This window comes from Muribaculum intestinale (assembly GCF_002201515.1).
Lineage (GTDB): Bacteria > Bacteroidota > Bacteroidia > Bacteroidales > Muribaculaceae > Muribaculum > Muribaculum intestinale.
Window position 1 is genome coordinate 1,317,167 of record NZ_CP021421.1, and the last position, 18,244, is coordinate 1,335,410.

Below are 18,244 nucleotides of genomic sequence, written 5' to 3' on the forward strand. Positions count from 1 at the left end.
ATAGGATTCTAAATTTTACGATAGTTTATTTTATAGCAATGAAAAACAGTTATCTACGATGCGGAGCCATCTGGCTTTTCGCATCGCTCGGCATATTGCCGCCGACCGCCGGAGCGCAGGTGGTCACTACCAGTCCGGCAATAATCACTGCCGACACAAAGAATATAGTAATCACATTCCATGCCGACTGGGGCAACCGCGGCATGGCCGGGCTACCGGCATCAACCGCTGTATACGCCCACACCGGTCTCATCACATCGCAATCGGCTACACCCGACGACTGGACTTTCGCACCAACCTGGCCCGACAACTCCGCGAAATACAAACTCAAGGCGGAAGGCTCCGGCACATGGACCCTCGACATACCAGATATCAGGCAATACTACGGAGTGCCCGCCGGAGTAGAGATTAAAAACATGGTATTCGTGTTCCGCGATGCCGCAGGTTCCGACTCCCAGGGAAAGACAATCAACGGTGGCGACATATCACTGACGGTATTCCCGTCCGGATTTCCGGCACCCGACATGCGACAGTATCCCGACGGCGACCCGCAACCGGGAGCAACCCCCTCGTCCGACGGCTCTTCTGCAATATTCTGCTTCCCGGCACCCGAAAAAAACATGGTGCAGCTCGTTGGCTCCTGGAATGATTTCGCCATCGTACCTGACCAGCAGATGCACTATACCGACATCGACGGCATTCGATACTTCTGGACTTCGGTCGACGGCCTTGAGGCGGGAAAAGACTACACATATTATTATATAGTCGACGGACAGACCGCAGTGGGTGATCCATATGCACGCCTTGTGCTCGACGGCAACAACGACAAGTACATCTCTTCAGCCGTCTACCCCGACATGCCCGTATTTCCGTCCGAGAAAGTGTCCTCATCTGTTCCTGTAGCCGTATATAACTCTGACGCCGGCAAATACGACTGGCAGACGGCATCATTCACCCGCCCCTCGCAGGAGAGCCTCGTGCTCTACGAAGTGCTTATACGCGACTTCACCGGGACCGAGGGAAAGGCCAACGGCAACGGCACCATATCGGGCCTTATCGACAGACTCGACTATATCAAAGAGCTTGGTGTCAACGGCATAGAACTGATGCCGATAATGGAGTTCGACGGCAACAACTCGTGGGGCTACAACCCCAACTTCTACTTCGCACCCGACAAAGCCTACGGGACGCCCGACGACTACCGGCGCCTCGTCGACGAGTGCCATGCCCGCGGGCTGGCCGTAGTGCTCGACGTGGTATTCAACCAGACAGCCGGACTACACCCCTGGTATCTGATGTATCCTATGGTTCTGTCGAAATTCTACAACGGTACATCACCACACGCCTACTCAGTGCTCAACGATTGGAATCAGAACAACGAACTGGTGCAGCGGCAGTTCAAGGACGTTCTGCGCTACTGGCTCACGGAATACAAAGTCGACGGATTCAGATTTGACCTCGTAAAAGGCCTTGGCGACAACGACTCCTACGGCAACACATACAACGAAGCCACCAATACCTGGGGCACACCATCAGGCCCGGGCACCGACGCATACAACACCTCACGCATAGCACGAATGGTCACCCTCCATGCAGCTGTCAGAGATGTCGACCCCACCGCCTACTTCATCAACGAGGACCTTGCCGGAGCCGAGGAAGAAAACGCACTTGCCTCCGACGGCGATCTCAACTGGGCCAATATCAACAACTCTGCGTGCCAGTTTGCCATGGGCTATGAGGAAAACTCCTCGCTGAGCCGGTTCTTCTCACCCTCCGACGGCGGCCGAATGCGCGGCTCCACCGTCAGCTATGCTGAAAGCCACGACGAAGAACGCATGGCATACAAGCAGATGAAATACGGCGCCAACGGAGTCAAAAATAATTATGCCATGCGTATGCGCCGTCTCGGATCTGTGGCCGCACAGATGCTTATGACTCCCGGCCCACACATGATATGGCAGTTCCAGGAATTCGGCGCCAACCAGACTACGAAAAATACCGACGGCTCCAACAATACCAACCCAAAACTCGTGGTATGGAACAATCTCAACAACGCCAATAATGCCGGACTGTGCCAGACCTACCGCGACCTGCTCGCCCTGCGCGATGCCAACCCCGAGCTGTTCGGCAATGAATCATCCGCCACCATACTTCTCAACGGATGGGCAGAAGGTCGCTCCATACTCCTTTCATACGCCGACAAGAAGCTACTGCTTGCCGTCAACCCGCTTGTCGACAAGTCAATCGACATATTCATACCCTCTGAAGCCGGCGACGCGTCATCTCTCCGATTGCTTGCAGCAAGCCACAACACCTAACCCGCAATCGCCAACGGAAGCATCGCTCTTGAGCCGGGTGCGTTTGCAGTATACGGTAGCGAAGATGTGTCATCGGCCATCGACGAAATACCATCAGACTACGACAGCGCATATCCGATAATTTACTACAATCTCCAGGGCCGGCAGATTGCCGCACCGGTTCCCGGCCAAATTGTAATCCGCCGGCAAGGCACAGCGGCATACAAAGTAATATACTGACCATAGACATATACACATAATTACCCCTGCCGCAATACAGTAAACTGTGGCAGGGGTATTTTTATTTAGTCAGTCTGTATATATGTTCTTATGCAACAACCGGAGTATCCCTATAAGATGTTGTGCATCTCTTACCAAGAGATGCACAACATTCCATAAACGACTCATAATAGCCAATTTACAGCCTAAAAAAGTCAATTCAAGAATCCATTATTATGATAATGGACGGATATAAGCGTTATAATTTTTCATTATTTCACAGGGCTGGCGCATGAGATTTAACTATCCTTAAAGACTTTGTACAGATATTCAGTGCTCCACATACATTTTTTGCGTCTTCGTTTAAGGCTGAGTTTATCGTTCTGCTTTTTAAGCATTTCCAATGCATACTTGCGCATCGCTGAAAAATTGACAGCGCCATTCTTGGCGCGTACGCGGCACATATCTTCCCGAAACGTCACGTCGAGATGCCAGTGCAGTTTGTTCTCGATACCCCAGTGCGCACGAATACGCATCGCATAGTAAGAAGCCTCATCTTTCTCCACGCTGCTGAGATAGTAGATTGTTTCACGCGAGCGGGCACCGTTCTCAGTACGCTCACGCTCCATCTTTATGATACGTTTAAGACCGGGCCACTTCTCGTACATTCCCTCCTGTTCCAAAAGTGTCGTATCCATAATTGAACAGGTTCTCTTCTCAACTCTTCCGTGCCCCTTTTCCTCGGTTGTGTATACCGATAATGGAGTAGTCCTACTAAAGATACTTTCCGTCAAGCTCTTGAGTATCGGCTGATTGTCTTTAAGCGCCATCAGATAGTCGCCGCCCTGGAGCATGATCTGTTCTGCGATATTACGGTGGGTCCCCATTGCGTCGACTGAAACCAATGCCCCTGTAAGCCATAAAGAGGACAATACGGACGGCAGAACCGTAAGTTCGTTGGTCTTGCCATCCACCGGCTTTTCGGCAACGCAGATTTCTGTTTCAGATACCCACGCATTGAGGATATACAGTCCGTGGCATCCGGGACTCCTGGGATTTTCACCCCGCAGTTTCTTACCGTCAATGATGACCTGATTGCCGCACAGGGATTCGATTATGTGGCCTCGGCAGCAATCAAGACTTGCCCGGAGCTGAGCGGGATTGACAGACTCTACAACACGAAGTATCGTGTCACCACACGGGACGCCGTTGCTAAGCTTCAGCAATCCGGCGGCCTTGAATTCTTCCTCTCGGTCTGTAACCATATCCGATATGTCGTCACAGTCCTCACAATCACACAACACGCCGATGAGTGCCATTCGGAGCACATCCTCGAGCTCATGTTTAACCTTGCCCAAGTCACGCGGGTCTTTTACTTTGCTGAAAATTTCTATTTGCATACCTCTAATATATCCATTTTCAGCAATATATGCAATATCTGAAAGTTTATTTCACATAATCAGGTGAATTTTTGACTGAATTTGAGTTAAATCTCATGCGCCAGCCCTGATTATTTCACCTCATATGGCGTTTTATTCGAATATTTTATATATATTTGCAGAAATTTCAATATCTCTTGGTAAGAGATTTCGCTGTCAGTATCTGTATTATGCGTGTGGGATTTCAATCACACCTATAATACTTAACTTTCCTCGCGATATTTTTTCATACTGCGAAAGACTCTTTTACACCGGAATTATTGAAAGACTATACTTATAAAAGCTATTATAGACATCTTAACATCAGTGCTAATTATATCGATTTTCCCAATCTCGATTACTTGCAAACTACTATATTATTAATTTAAAAAATGCCATGAAGGTATGAATTTTAGATTCATGTATCCTAAGTTTGTAGCATTGAGTGCCGCAATCGCATGCGGACCGTTGCTATACGCGCAGAGCAATCAAGTTCTCTCAACATCAGCTACCGCGGCGCAAGCCGGCGACGCTCTGATGAACGTCAGCGGTGAAGTTCTGGATTCGACCGGCGAGCCTCTTATCGGTGTTACCGTCGGAATCGAGGGTAAAGGAGCTGTAACCACTACCGACATTGACGGTCGCTTTACCGTCAAGGCTCGGCAGGGCGACGTTCTGACATTCTCCTACATCGGTCTCGCCCCGGCCAAAGTGACCGTCAACGGCAACGGCCCTCTGACCGTTACCATGCAGGACGGAAGCCAGACTCTCGACGAAGTCGTTGTAACAGCGCTCGGCATCAAGCGTTCCCAGAAGTCGCTCTCATACAACGTGCAGCAGGTAAAAGGCGATCTTCTCACCACCAACAAAGACGCCAACTTTGTCAACTCTCTCGCAGGTAAAGTCGCCGGTGTCAACATCAATGCCTCATCATCAGGTACTGGCGGTATCTCGAAGGTTGTGATGCGTGGTACCAAATCAATCATGCAGTCATCCAACGCCCTCTACGTTGTCGACGGCATGCCCATGCGCTCCGGACGTTCTACCGGCGATACAGGTGCTTTCGGCTCTGCCGGCGCCACCGAGCCGATAGCCGACCTCAACCCCGACGATATCGAGTCACTGTCGGTACTGACCGGTGCTGCCGCTGCCGCTCTCTATGGCTCGGAGGCGGCCAACGGTGCTATCGTCATCACCACCAAAAAGGGTGAGGCCGGTAAGACAAAAATCACAGTCGGCACCAACACCGAATGGAACCAGGCCTGGATTCTGCCCCGCTTCCAGAACACCTACGGTGCCGGACAGAATGGTGCATACAATCCCAACTCATCATGGAGCTGGGGTGCGCGAATGACTCCATACAACAACTCGGGATACGACGTGGCCGATGACTTCCTCAACACCGGATTTGTCACAACCAATTCCGTGACATTCTCTACCGGCAATGACAAGCGCCAGACCTACGCATCGGCAGCCGCTGTCAACTCGCAGGGTATCGTTCCCAACGACCGCTACAACCGCTACAACTTCAACATCCGCAATACCACCACATTCCTCGACGACAAGATGACCCTTGACCTCAACGCAAGCTACATCTATCAGAACGATAGGAACATGGTAAACCAGGGTACATACATGAACCCCATCGTAGGCGCATACCTCTTCCCCCGCGGCAACGACTGGGACGAAGTCAAGATGTATGAGGTATACGACCCGGCACGCCACCTCAACGTACAGAACTGGAAGTATGGCGACTACGGCATGACCACTCAGAACCCCTACTGGGTAAGCAACCGCAACGTACGCGAAAGTTTCAAAGACCGCTACATGCTGGGAGCACACCTTTCGTACAAGGTACTCCCCTACCTCACCCTTAGCGGACGAGTTCGCATCGACAACTCCAACACCTCGACCACCGACAAGCGCTACGCCACAACCAACGAAATCATGTCTGACGGCAGCTCAAACGGATGGTTCGGCACAGCCCGCTACAAGGACAAACAGATATATGCCGACTTCCTCGCCTCATTCAGCAAAGACCTCGGCGACGACTTCAACCTACAGGCCAACTTCGGCGGTTCAATCTCCGATATGCGCTTTGAGTCGCTCGACGTACACGGAGCAATCTCCGACGGCAAGGGCTCATACGAGGGCATGAATGTGGGTCTCCCCAACTTCTTCGCCATCACCAATATCAACGACCGCCCCTCGAAGACTCAGACCGGATGGCGCGAACAGACCCAGTCGCTCTATGCAAGCGCCGACCTCGGCTACAAGAACACATACTACCTGACCCTGACCGGACGTAACGACTGGCCCTCGCAGCTGGCCGGCCCCGACTCCAAGTCATCGTCATTCTTCTACCCCTCGGTAGGTGTATCAGTGCTTATGAACCAGATGTTTGCCGACCACGGCATCGAGTTCAACCCCGAAATCATCTCGTTCTGGAAGATACGCGCCTCATGGGCATCGGTAGGTACCGCGTTCCCCCGCTTCATCGCCAACCCCACATACGAATGGGTCAACGGCGCATGGTCGGTGCTCACACAGTATCCCATGAGCGACCTCAAGCCCGAGCGTACCAAGTCGTGGGAAGTAGGTATGAACTTCCGGTTCCTCACCGACCTCACATTCGACGCCACATGGTATCTCGCCGACACATACAACCAGACCTTCAACCCCAACCTCGCTGTCGGAAAGTACTCCAACCTCTATGTACAGGCCGGTAACGTGCGCAACTGGGGTATGGAATTCGCCCTCAACTACGAGCACACATGGGGCAACTTCACCTGGTCATCAGGACTCACATATTCGTTCAACAAGAACAAAATACGCGAACTCGCTCGCAATGTAATCAATCCCGTCACCGGCGAGACATTCTCCCTCGACCAGATTGAACCTGCTGCCGGCAACAGCCTCGGAGCCACCCACTTCATCCTGCGTGAAGGCGGCACCATGGGCGATCTCTACTCTTCTGTCGACCTCATGCGCGACGCCAACGGCAACATCTATGTCGACAACACCGGCGCCGTATCCAAGACCACAATCAAGGACAACTCCGAGTATATCAAACTCGGCTCAGTACTCCCCAAGGGCAACCTCGCCTGGAGCAACACCTTCCGCTGGAAGAACCTCTCGGCAAGCTGCATGTTCTCGGCTCGTCTCGGAGGTATCGTATTCTCCCGCACACAGGCCATTCTCGACCTCTACGGAGTGTCGGAGGCTTCAGGTGCCGCACGCGACCTCGGCTACGTGTCAATCAACGGCGGCGACCATGTAAATCCCGAACAGTGGTACGGAACCATCGCATCCGGCGATATGGTGCCTCAGTACTACACATACTCGGCCACCAACGTGCGCCTGCAGGAGGCTACCATCAGCTACCTCATACCCCGCCGTCTGCTTGCCAACGTATGCGACATCCGCGTATCGCTTGTCGGACGCAACCTTTGGATGATTTACAACAAGGCTCCCTTCGACCCCGAGGCTGTAGCTTCAGCCGGTAACTACTACCAGGGCATGGACAACTTCATGATGCCGTCGCTGCGTAACTTCGGCTTCAACGTTAATTTCAATTTCTAACGCCCCCAACATTGCAATAAACAATGAAACAAAACTCATTATATAACATCATCGCAGGAGGTGTGCTCGCCCTGTCCGCAACCGCCTGTACCGGTGCATACGAGGATATAAACCGCAATCCCTTTGAGCCCGACGATCTCACTGCCGACGATTACGCGCTCTCCTCCTCGATGTACAACATCTGCAACACCGTGATGTCAAACGACGTAAACCAGTACCAGTTTGTCGAGAGCCTCATGGGTTGCACACTCGGAGGATACTTCGCCGACGGCAACGGAAACTTCACCGCCTCATTCTCACGCTACAATCCAGCCAATGGCTGGAGCCGAGTGTTCATGGAGGCAAACCAGAACTCAATCATCCCCACACTATACACCAACATTTCGATGATTGAAGGATACTGCGAGACATCGGGCAACCCCGTGCCCGCAGCCATCGCCAAAGTGGTGAAAGTAGCCGCCATGAGCCGTGTCACCGACTGCTACGGTCCGATTCCCTACAGCAAGATTGGCTACGACGGCAACATCCTCACCCCCTACGACTCCCAGCAGGACGTGTACTACAAATTTTTCGAGGAACTCGGCGAGGCAATCGAGGAGCTCAACCAGAACCGCGGCGCCCAGCTCAATCCGCTGATTGACGACGTATACCGCGGCGACGTCACCAAATGGATACGCTTCGCCAACTCGCTTAAACTGCGTCTTGCCCTGCGTATATCCTATGCCGACCCCGCAAAAGCCAAGCAGATGGCTGAAGAGGCCGTAAATCCGGCCAACGGCGGTGTAATCGAGACAGTCGACGCCAACGCCACTTACAAACACTACTCCAACGGCGGCAATCCCACTTACATGTCGACCGTGAACTACGGCAATGACTCGCGCCCCTCGGCCGACCTCATCTGCTACATGAACGGATACAACGACCCCCGTCGTGCCGAATACTTCACCACTTCGGGCTGGACCAACGCCGACGGCTCATACATGACCGACCCGGCCGGCAACCCCCTCGAATATGTAGGTGTGCGCCGCGGATGGGAGACATATGAGCGCGACGGATGGGCTCTGAAGATGTCGCAGATCGGTGTATCATCCTCCGACCCCACAATCTGGATGACAGCCAGCGAGGTAGCATTCCTCCGCGCTGAAGGCGCTGCCGTGTTCAACTGGAACATGGGCGGCACTGCCGAGAGCTTCTACAACAACGGTATCGCGCTATCGTTTGAGCAGTATGGCGTAAGCGGAGCCGAGGATTACATGGCCGACGCCACATCGGTACCCGCCACCTACTACGACCCCTCTTCGGCCAATCCATGGTCGGGCTCTCTCCCCAGAGTCACCGTAAAATGGGATGAATCGGCATCCGCAGAACAGAAGCAGGAGCGCATCATAATCCAGAAGTGGATTGCCAACTGGACTCTCGGCAACGAAGCCTGGGCCGACCTGCGCCGCACAGGATATCCGAGCCTGATTCCCGTTGCCGCCAACCTCTCAGGTGGTGTGGTCGACTCGGCCAAAGGCCCTCAGCGCATGCCATACCCCCAGGAAGAATACACCAACAACAGCACCAACGTACGCAATGCTGTAAACACACTCCTCGGAGGTCCCGACAACATGGCTACAAAGCTCTGGTGGGCGGCCAAGCCTAACATCTAATTTTTTCAGCAGCTTTTTCCTCATCATTATTTACAACTCTGATTTTTATGAACAAAAACTTCAAATACCTGTATTCAGCCCTCCTGGGACTCGCACTCGGTGTATCCATGACCGCATGCGACGACTGGACAGAGCCTGAAAGCATCGACCTCAACTACGGGACTATCGACCAGGCCGACCCCGAAGCCTATGCCAAATACCTGGCCGACCTGCGCGAATACCGCGGTCGCGATCACAAGAAAGTATATGCATGGTTTGACAATGTGGCCGAATTCGGCTCGCAGGGCCATCGCATAACAGCACTTCCCGACTCAATCGACGTAATCGTGCTCACCAATCCCGGAGCAGTCACCGACAAACTTGTCGGCGAGATGAATCAGGTGCGCAACGACAAAGGGATGCAGATATCCTACTGTATCGACTTCAACGAAATCAAGAAAGACTGGACTCTCAAGTGTGAGGAACTTGCGGCACGCCGCCTCGAATTCATCGCCCAGAACGGAGAGGACGCCGAGATTCCCGCCGAACTCACCGACCCGACCTTCAACGATTTCATGACTCAAGCATGGATGGAACAGCTGTCATACTTCAATGCCGTAGGTTTCGACGGCATCATGGCAGCATTCGACGGCAAGGCCACTCAGCACCTTACCCCTGCGGAACTCGCCGAATACAACAGCCAGGCCAAACTCTTCCTTGGCATTCTCAACGACTGGCACCAACGCAATCCTTCGGTTCCTGTCGACTACCTCGGCAAGCCCCAGAATATCGCGTCACATCCGATACTCAACGACTTCCGTACAGTATTCCTATCCGAGGGTCTCTCGGCCACGAATGCACGTATGTTCGACATCATCTATGCCGAGGCCAGCGGAACCGTAGCCGACAGCAAACTCGGCATACCGGCTTACATACATGCTGTAAACACAAGCGACGATCCCAAGACCGGAATCTTCTCTGACGGCACATATGCCATCGACGGTCTTTCGGCTTGGACTGCCGCCAATAATGTAGGAGCTGTTGGCATTTTCAATACCGCCAACGACTACTTCATCTCCGCAGGCCACTACACCACTGTACGCAATCTCATACAGACTGTAAATCCCTGCGCTAAATAAAATTTCATATAAATTCCTTCAACCGATTACTACATCATGAAATTTTCAGCATATATTCAGGCAACCCTCTGCATCGCCGCTGCAATGTTTACAGCATGCTCCGACGACACCGAAACGGTTGCCAACAGAATCTACGACACGTCGGCCATGGAGCCATCGACAGTCCTTATCGACGGAATGGCCGAAAGCTCCGTGCAGACCTTCACCGTGAAAATGGCCAACCCGACCGACCGCGACGAGACCGTGACCTACGGTGTGGAACCTTCACTGGTAGAACGCTACAACGCCATATACGGCACCGCAATAATGCTCCCCGCAGAGAATTATGAACTCACCCAGCCTACCGCCACTATCATCGCCGGAGCCGTAGAGAGCGACGATGTCGTGGTAACTGTAAAGAATCTCACATCTCTCGACAGAAACCTTGTATACGTACTGCCCGTGACTGTTGTAAGCTCGTCGGTAGAGGTACTTGAAAGCCAGCGCACACATTTCATAGTCGTACGTGGTGCCGCACTTGTAAATATCGTTGCCGACATTACCAGAAACTACTGCTCGCTCAACAACAGCGCCGACGCCACCCAGCTCAACGGCATTACCGACATTACCGTACAGTGGATTATGAACGTCAATGAATTCGGCAAACTCATATCTACAGTAATGGGTATCGAAGGCCGTTTCCTCCTGCGTATCGGCGATGCCGGCGTTCCCGACAATCAGCTTCAGCTGGCCACCTCCAACGGCAACGTCACCGATCCCTCATGGCAGTTTGAGACAGGCAAGTGGCTCCGATGCGCATTTACCTTCAGCTCATCGACAGGCGCCGCAACACTCTGGATCAACGGCAACAAGAAAGCCACTCTTACATCAGGCTACTCCGGTTCTGTCAACTGGGCTTCCGACGACTTCTACATCGGAAAATCATACGACAACGAGCGCTGGCTCACGGGCTGCATTGGTGAAGCCCGAGTATGGAACCGCATACTTACAGACGCCGAGCTGAGCGATGAAGACCAGGCATTCCTCGTTCCCGTAGACTCCGAAGGTCTAGTAGCATACTGGAAGTTTAACGAAGGCGCCGGATCGCTCATACACGATTACGCCAACGGCTACGACCTCACATGCAATACCGCACCCACATGGGTTTCTGTATCGCTCCCTGAAAAATAATATCCCTCTTTCCCTCCAATTATCCCCGGTGCAGGCGTCTGCAATACCGGCGTACTGCATCAGGGCATATCATCGGGAAAGAATCAACGGACATTAGAGACATTTATACAAACACTCATCTCCCAACTCAATCCTACAATACCAAATGAAGAAAAATTTCTTATTCAGATCCTGCCTTGTCGCTGCCGTGGCACTCACTGCCGCAGCATGCTCCGACGACGCCGATCTCGGCAAGGTAGATACAGACAAGCTCAATGTGCCTGACGGAAGCGTGGTATACGTCACCGACGCTGAAGGAAAGCGCAAATTCTCCTCTATCGAATTCCGCGACGCAACCACAACACAGCTCTGGGTACACTCTCCCAAGGCTGTAGCCGCCGACTGCAATGTGACCTTCGCCTACGACCCCTCTGTGCTCGCCGACTACAACTCCGCCAATGCTACAGAATATAAGGCAGTGCCTCAGGGCGTAGTATCATTCGCAGGCAACGGTTCTGCCACAATCGCAGCCGGAACGACCACCGCATCGGTCGAATATACCCTCACCTCCGACGGCTCGCTTACATACACCGATACCTACGTTCTCCCTCTCCGTGTCACAATCTCCGGCGGCGCACAGCTCGGCAAGACCGATGAGACGCGCCTGATATTCGTAAGAGACCTCACCAATCTTCCCGACGCCACAAAATATGTCAATGACGGCAACGGCAACATGGTGGAAGGCGTAAAGATGTTCAACTGTATCGAGGTCAACGGCACCAATCCCCTCTGCACAATGGCTTTCACACTCGACCGTTCGGGCAAGCCTCTGTATGACGCCGTAATCCTCTTCTCCTCCAACATCAACTTCGACTCAGAGACAGGACGTGTGTACATCTTCCACAACGAGAACGTGCAGCACGTGCTTGACAACGCCGACAAGTATCTGCGTCCGCTCAAGGAGCGCGGCATAAAGGTTATACTGTCGGTACTCGGCAACCACGACAAATCGGGTGTGGCCAATCTCAGCGACGCCACCGCCAAGGATTTCGCCAAGCAGATCAAGAACTGCTGCGATGCCTACGATCTCGACGGTGTAATGCTCGACGACGAATACTCCGACTACGAGACCAACCCTGTACCCCCGGGCTTCGTAGCTCCCTCGGTCGACGCCCTTTCAAGACTTTTCTATGAAATCAAGAAAGTACAGCCCGAGCGCTTGAACATAACCTATGCCTTCGCACGCGCCGCGTATATGAATCCCGTACGTGACCTTGAGACCGGCGAATTGGTAAATCCCGGCGACTACGTCGACTTCGCATTCGCCAACTACCCCGATACTCCTACCTCCAACCCCATCATCAACAACTACGCAGGCATAAGCAATCGCCAGCTCGGCTACTGCTCGATGGAATTTGCCCAGGGAGGCTCCGACCTCTGGTCGAAGAACGCGCTACAGTCAACCTACGCCGCCGGCTACGGATGCCACCTCGTATTCGCCATGAGCCTTGAGAGCAACACCTTCCCGGCTACAAACAACGACCGCTTCCAGGCTCTCGGCAACGCAGCCGAAGTATTCTATGGCGAAAGCATAGTATGGGACGGCAACACTTACGGCAAGGACTGGTAATTTATTTCCATAACCCAAAAACATCTTCCCACAAGATATGAAACTCCAATATTATATGATGAGCCTCGCCCTGGCGGTATCAGCTCCAATGATTTTCACATCATGCGATGACGATGACGATATCGACGGTGTATCCTCCGTAATCGAATATCCCGGAAAGCCCGGTGATATCAACCTCGCTCCCGGCGAAGCATTCGCGGTAAAGAGCGGCGCGGAATCAAAGCAGCCACTCCCCGTCGAAGGGTCATACTCCGGACTCAAGGCTACCTCGCTCGATGAGTCGGTAGCGATTGTCACTGAAGAGAACGGACAGATATATGTGCAAGGCGTGCACCGCGGCAAAACCCAGATTCTCGTGTCGACTGCCGACGGTTCATATGTGCAGATACCTGTATCGGTATACGACTACAGCAGCGTACGCTTCTCCAATGAAAACATCACTCAGACTCTGATGCTCGGAAAGCAGAACGAGGTCGAGGTCGACCTCATCGAAGGAAATGATGACTATTCATTCACTTCCGACAATCCCCGCGTATCGGCGTTCTACAACGATGCCACAGGCAAAGTCACCGTAAGCGCCAAGGCCGGCAAAGAGGAATATACCGCGACTCTCACCTGCACCGACGGCTCCGACCGCAAAGGCACAATAAAGGTAACGGTGACACCCTCGTTCGAGGCATTCACTGCCGATGAAATCAATGACATCAAGGCCAATACAAGAAGCGAGATATGGGCCGATGTCAAGGACCCATCCGACGGCAACACCCCCTACTACTATCCTTATTATAAAGACGAATATCCATGGTTCTACATCAGCCAGGATATCGAGGACGGACAGCACCGCCTCGGATGGTGGTGGGACGGCAACGAGTACTTCCGCGGAGGATACGGCGGCCTCGTCATCACATATGCCGCCGGCACAACAGCCGGACAGCAGTCGCAGGGCTACCTGACATTTGCCTACTCCGCTCCTTCATGGGGCTGGGGCGTGCACGACCACAACGGCACAATCTCCATCCTTGAGGATGACGCCACCCGCACAGTGGCTATCTTCGAGAATGCCGACCTCGACAACGAATACCTCAACCGCGGCTGGTTTGTAATATACAAATAAGAGGCATCGACGGTTAACCGACTCATAAAGGGTGTATGTCCGGTAAGGTCCGGACATACACCCTTTGTCATATGCATACGTCTTGTGGCAACTCTCTGCTATGCCCCGGCACTCTCTGCGGCATACTCGCGCACAGTCGGGCTCTCTACATCCACGCCATACTCTTTGGCCCGCGCAAGTATGGCACGTGCCAACTTGGGCTTAAGCTCTTCAGGACAATATCGGAAATATGCCTCGGCCGCGCGCACATGTGCGGCATCGGGCATAGGGTATTCACGCCGCTCGGGTAGCCCGAATACACTGTCGGGGATCTCCTTGCGTTCCTCGTAAGAAATTCTGTCGTTCATAACTGTCTGTATTTTCTGCAAAAAAATATCAGTAAGTCCGGTCGACCGAACCTACTGATATATAACAACCCACTGAATACAGTGGTTAGCCGAGATGACAGCCGTTAACAGATATTATTGAATACATGTGCCATTACCTCATCACATGCTTCTCTGTAGTCACAGAGCCATCGGAATACACCGTTTTTACAATACAAATGGACGATGCCGAGGGAGCTGAAATTCTGCGGCCCGACATATCATAATACTCGCGGGATACTGCCTCACGCTCAGCAGCCACAGCGTCATCTATACCCGATGAGGAAAGATTGATATCCCCGGTATAGAGCAATGTAAGTTGTCCGAGGGCAGAATATCCTTTGATTTCATAAGAGTATGCATTGCCCGCGCTCAGACCCTCAAAGGTATGGCTCATGCTGCCGGCACCGATATTATCACCGTCGAGTACATCGGTATGTATCTCCAGGCCCCCGGCCGAAAGAATCAGCTCATATCTTACCGGAGTGCCGGTATAGATATCATCGCCATATGCCTCCCAGGCAACAGTGGCGGCATTGCCGTTGATACTTACCGAAGGTACGCCCGGAAGCACGTCATCATATGTAAGATTGGGATAAAGTCCGCTCCATGCCGAAGCATATGCCTCGGCCGAGCCTTTGGGTACTTTTACATTCGAAGCCAGAGTCACCACATTGGCTCCGACAAGTACCGGAGGCTCTGCAGCGAAGCTGTAGAACACCGTCATATTGTTGCACGACGAGCCGAGCGGACTCATCTTTGTGAGCGTCGAGGGGAGACTCATCCACTGCATCGAGCTACACATACCCATAATCGAGAATCCGCTCTCACCCTCTATGCCGATGGTGGTGATACCCTCGGGAAACACCAGATTACTGATACCGGTAAGTGACAGAGCATTGTTGCCGATAGTGATATCGCGGTTGGGGAGCTTGACCGACTTGATATTGGAGTCCGTGAAAAATGCCATACCCCCGATGCTCTCCAGGCTCTCGGGAAAATCAAGTTCGGTAAGGCCCGGACATCCGTAGAAAGCCGATATGCCGATTGTCTTGAGATTCTTTGAGAATACTATTCCCGATATGTTGGGATTGCTGTTGAATACATATCCGTCGATATCGGTTATCGACTCCGGCATTACGTAGACATCGGTACGCCCGGCAGGATATGCTACAAGGTGGGTCTTGTCCTTGCTCACTACCACACCGTCGATATCAGTATAGTAAGGATTGGACTCATCAACCTTGATATTCTGCAGAGCTGTGCAGCCGAGCACCATCACATCGCCTATCGCAGCCACATTCTTAGGGATGAAAAGCTCGGTGAGGGATGTACACTGGCGGAATGCATTCTCATCGATAAGCGTCACAGATTCGGGTATATTGATTGACGACAGTGACGAACAGCGGTTGAACATGCTGTTGCTTATCGCAGTGATGCCTGCTGGAAGTTCTACGGTCTTCAACGACGAACATCCATAGAATGCCGACGAGCCGATTGCCGTGATACCGCTGTGGAGATTTACGTTTTCAAGTCCGGTGCAGCCATAAAACATACCGTTGCTTATAGTCGTAATACTTGCCGGAACCGACATGCTCCTGAATGAAGTGCAGCCATAGAAGCAGTTGGAGTCGATAGTAGTGATACCCTCTGGAAGAGCCACATCGGCGAGCGAGGTACATTCGTAGAAAGCAGCCATGCCAAGTGTCCTGATTCCATCCGGAAGCTGTATACCTGTCAGCGCGCTACAGCGGAAGAAAGCCTGATCGCCGATTTTTACAAGGGATTGCGGGAGCGATATCTCTGCAAGTTTGGTACAATTGCTGAATGCTCCGGCACCGATTGCCCTCAGGGATTCGGGAAGCTCTACTGCAGTCATGCCGCAGCCATAGAAAGTGTTCTCGCCAATCGAGTCGAGGGCGGCATTGAAGTGTATAGTGGAGAGTTTGCCGCATGAATAGAAGGCATACCCTCCGAGTGTCTCCATTTCCTTTGGGAGAGTAACTTCGGCAAGCGCTTTACAAGTGCCGAAAGCATAGGAATCCACTTTCTTCAGGTTGTCGGGTAGCACAAGCGCCGGTATAGCGGTGCAATTCGAGAACGCGCTACCCATCACATAGGTAAGCGTAGATGGAAACTGCACCTCGGTGAGTGCCGAACATTTGTAGAAAGCCCATGCACCGATTGTTGCGATACCCTCGCCCATCGTTACACTCTCAAGCGACTTACACTCCCTAAAAGCCTGCTGCGCCACAGAGGTGACTGTGTACTCATTGCCATCGACCGTTATTTCGCCCGGGATATTGACGTTTGTCATACCGGTATAGGTGGCACTACGTGCAAGAGAGGCAGTGCCATCCGCCTCATTCAGATCGTAGAACAGTTCGCCAACCTGTACAGACTCTGCATACGCCGATAAAGCTGCCACCATAAAGGCCCCCACAGCCGACATACGCACAACATTGTAGAAATAGCTCATAATGTGTAATTGGTTTTATTGAAAATTACAGTTGTCACATTCGACAACCGCACAAATTTAGCAATTTGTTTTCAATATTGTAATCAGTTACACATTTTGTCGCAAAATTGATTGCAGTCACATGCTTTTTCTATACGTTTCGGCAGTCTGCCGGGCAGTACGCTCCCATGAATACCCACGCAACACTGCCGATGCCCTGCGCGTAAGCGAGCGTGTTGCATCGCTGTCGTCGAGTATTCCGGCCACAGCCGATGCTATTGACCCGGGGTCGGAGGGGTCGAAATATACAGCCCCGTCGCGGGCCACTTCGGGGAAACAGCTGGTAGAGCTCACAGCCACCGGACATCCCGCGCCGAAAGCCTCCAGCACGGGTAGCCCGAACCCCTCGTAAAGCGAAGGATACACAAAGCATGCAGCATGGCGGTACAGCCACAGCAGCTGGGCATTCGTAGCCTGCACGGCAGTCACACTGTCGCGTATACCGAGCACATTTAGCAGCTTTGTCTCGGCGTCAGACAGTGGAGAACCGGCACACACCAGCCGCACCCCCCGGTCGGCCTTGGCAAGCGATGCAAACGCCTCGGCCAGCCCGCTGAAATTCTTATACCCCTTGCGGTCGCCAACAAAAAGCAGATATGGGCCTGATATCCCTTCGACAGCAGCCTCACGCGAAGAAAGCGATGCGTATCCGTGGTGTATCACGTCGATTTTGCTCTCGTCGATACCGTAATACTCCATGATATCGCGCCGGGTGTTCTCGCTTATAGCGATTATGCGCGAGGCTGCCATGGCAAGTCTCTTCTTGCGCTTTATCACCTTGCGCGAATCGGGAAGCAGATCGGGATAACGCTCATGCGTGAAGTCGTGGACAGTAAGCACAAAAGGTTTTCTCCCTATAGCGTTCATGAAGTAATCGTTGTAGTAAGTGGGATGGAATACATCAAACGCACCACCCCTCAGTTGCTGGCGTGCCATAGAGTTGTCGGCCCACTCATATAGCTTCTTGCGCAGACGGAACGAGCCTATATCGAGACGCTTGACCGGCAGTCTCATCCCAAGGTCGGGCAGGTAGGCGTTCTCACTGAAAAAAGGCGCCGGCAATACCGGGCTGATTCCTTTGGGCATATGACGCATCAGCTCTACGAAATAGCGGGATATGCCCCCGAATCTCTGCCAGGCAAACACCTGGGTATCATACAGGACTTTCATTATATTATGACT

11 protein-coding genes are annotated in these 18,244 nt (G+C 52.7%); 7 read left to right on the top strand and 4 right to left on the bottom strand.

Annotated elements, in window-relative coordinates; genetic code table 11:
* Positions 1 to 38 precede the first annotated feature (38 nt).
* The gene (locus ADH68_RS05415; protein ID WP_068961700.1) at positions 39 to 2,318 is read left to right on the top strand and encodes an alpha-amylase family glycosyl hydrolase; all 2,280 of its coding nucleotides are present in this window, start codon (positions 39 to 41) and stop codon (positions 2,316 to 2,318) included.
* A 497-nt stretch (positions 2,319 to 2,815) separates the two neighbouring features.
* Here ADH68_RS05415 and ADH68_RS05420 read toward each other — a convergent pair whose 3' ends face one another.
* Entirely contained in the window at positions 2,816 to 3,916 is a 1,101-nt protein-coding gene (locus ADH68_RS05420; protein WP_068960103.1) for an ISAs1 family transposase, read from the bottom strand.
* 555 nt (positions 3,917 to 4,471) lie between these two features.
* Between ADH68_RS05420 and ADH68_RS05425 the strand changes: the two genes are divergently transcribed.
* The 6 genes from ADH68_RS05425 (at position 4,472) to ADH68_RS05450 (ending at position 14,179) form a co-directional block, all read left to right on the top strand.
* Positions 4,472 to 7,516: a SusC/RagA family TonB-linked outer membrane protein gene (locus ADH68_RS05425; RefSeq protein ID WP_068962160.1), complete on the top strand. Its 3,045-nt coding sequence runs from the start codon at positions 4,472 to 4,474 to the stop codon at positions 7,514 to 7,516.
* A gap of 23 nt (positions 7,517 to 7,539) precedes the next feature.
* Positions 7,540 to 9,168 (top strand): SusD/RagB family nutrient-binding outer membrane lipoprotein, encoded by a 1,629-nt coding sequence (locus tag ADH68_RS05430; protein ID WP_068961699.1) that lies wholly within the window; start codon positions 7,540 to 7,542, stop codon positions 9,166 to 9,168.
* 47 nt (positions 9,169 to 9,215) lie between these two features.
* Complete coding sequence (locus ADH68_RS05435; protein WP_068961698.1) at positions 9,216 to 10,286, top strand: glycoside hydrolase family 18; 1,071 nt, start codon at positions 9,216 to 9,218, stop codon at positions 10,284 to 10,286.
* 36 nt (positions 10,287 to 10,322) lie between these two features.
* Positions 10,323 to 11,456 (top strand): DUF1735 and LamG domain-containing protein, encoded by a 1,134-nt coding sequence (locus ADH68_RS05440; protein ID WP_068961697.1) that lies wholly within the window; start codon positions 10,323 to 10,325, stop codon positions 11,454 to 11,456.
* A gap of 145 nt (positions 11,457 to 11,601) precedes the next feature.
* A complete protein-coding gene (locus tag ADH68_RS05445; RefSeq protein ID WP_068961696.1) occupies positions 11,602 to 13,065 on the top strand; it encodes a BT_3987 domain-containing protein in 1,464 nt (487 codons plus the stop codon).
* Positions 13,066 to 13,102: 37 nt separating this feature from the next.
* Complete coding sequence (locus ADH68_RS05450; protein ID WP_068961695.1) at positions 13,103 to 14,179, top strand: hypothetical protein; 1,077 nt, start codon at positions 13,103 to 13,105, stop codon at positions 14,177 to 14,179.
* A gap of 98 nt (positions 14,180 to 14,277) precedes the next feature.
* Here ADH68_RS05450 and ADH68_RS05455 read toward each other — a convergent pair whose 3' ends face one another.
* From ADH68_RS05455 to ADH68_RS05465, 3 genes are all read right to left on the bottom strand, one after another.
* On the bottom strand, positions 14,278 to 14,526 hold the full coding sequence (locus ADH68_RS05455) for a hypothetical protein (RefSeq protein WP_068961694.1): 249 nt from the start codon (positions 14,524 to 14,526) through the stop codon (positions 14,278 to 14,280).
* A gap of 133 nt (positions 14,527 to 14,659) precedes the next feature.
* Complete coding sequence (locus ADH68_RS05460; RefSeq protein ID WP_068961693.1) at positions 14,660 to 17,023, bottom strand: leucine-rich repeat domain-containing protein; 2,364 nt, start codon at positions 17,021 to 17,023, stop codon at positions 14,660 to 14,662.
* Positions 17,024 to 17,140: 117 nt separating this feature from the next.
* A complete protein-coding gene (locus tag ADH68_RS05465) occupies positions 17,141 to 18,232 on the bottom strand; it encodes a glycosyltransferase family 4 protein (protein WP_068961692.1) in 1,092 nt (363 codons plus the stop codon).
* Positions 18,233 to 18,244 lie beyond the last annotated feature (12 nt).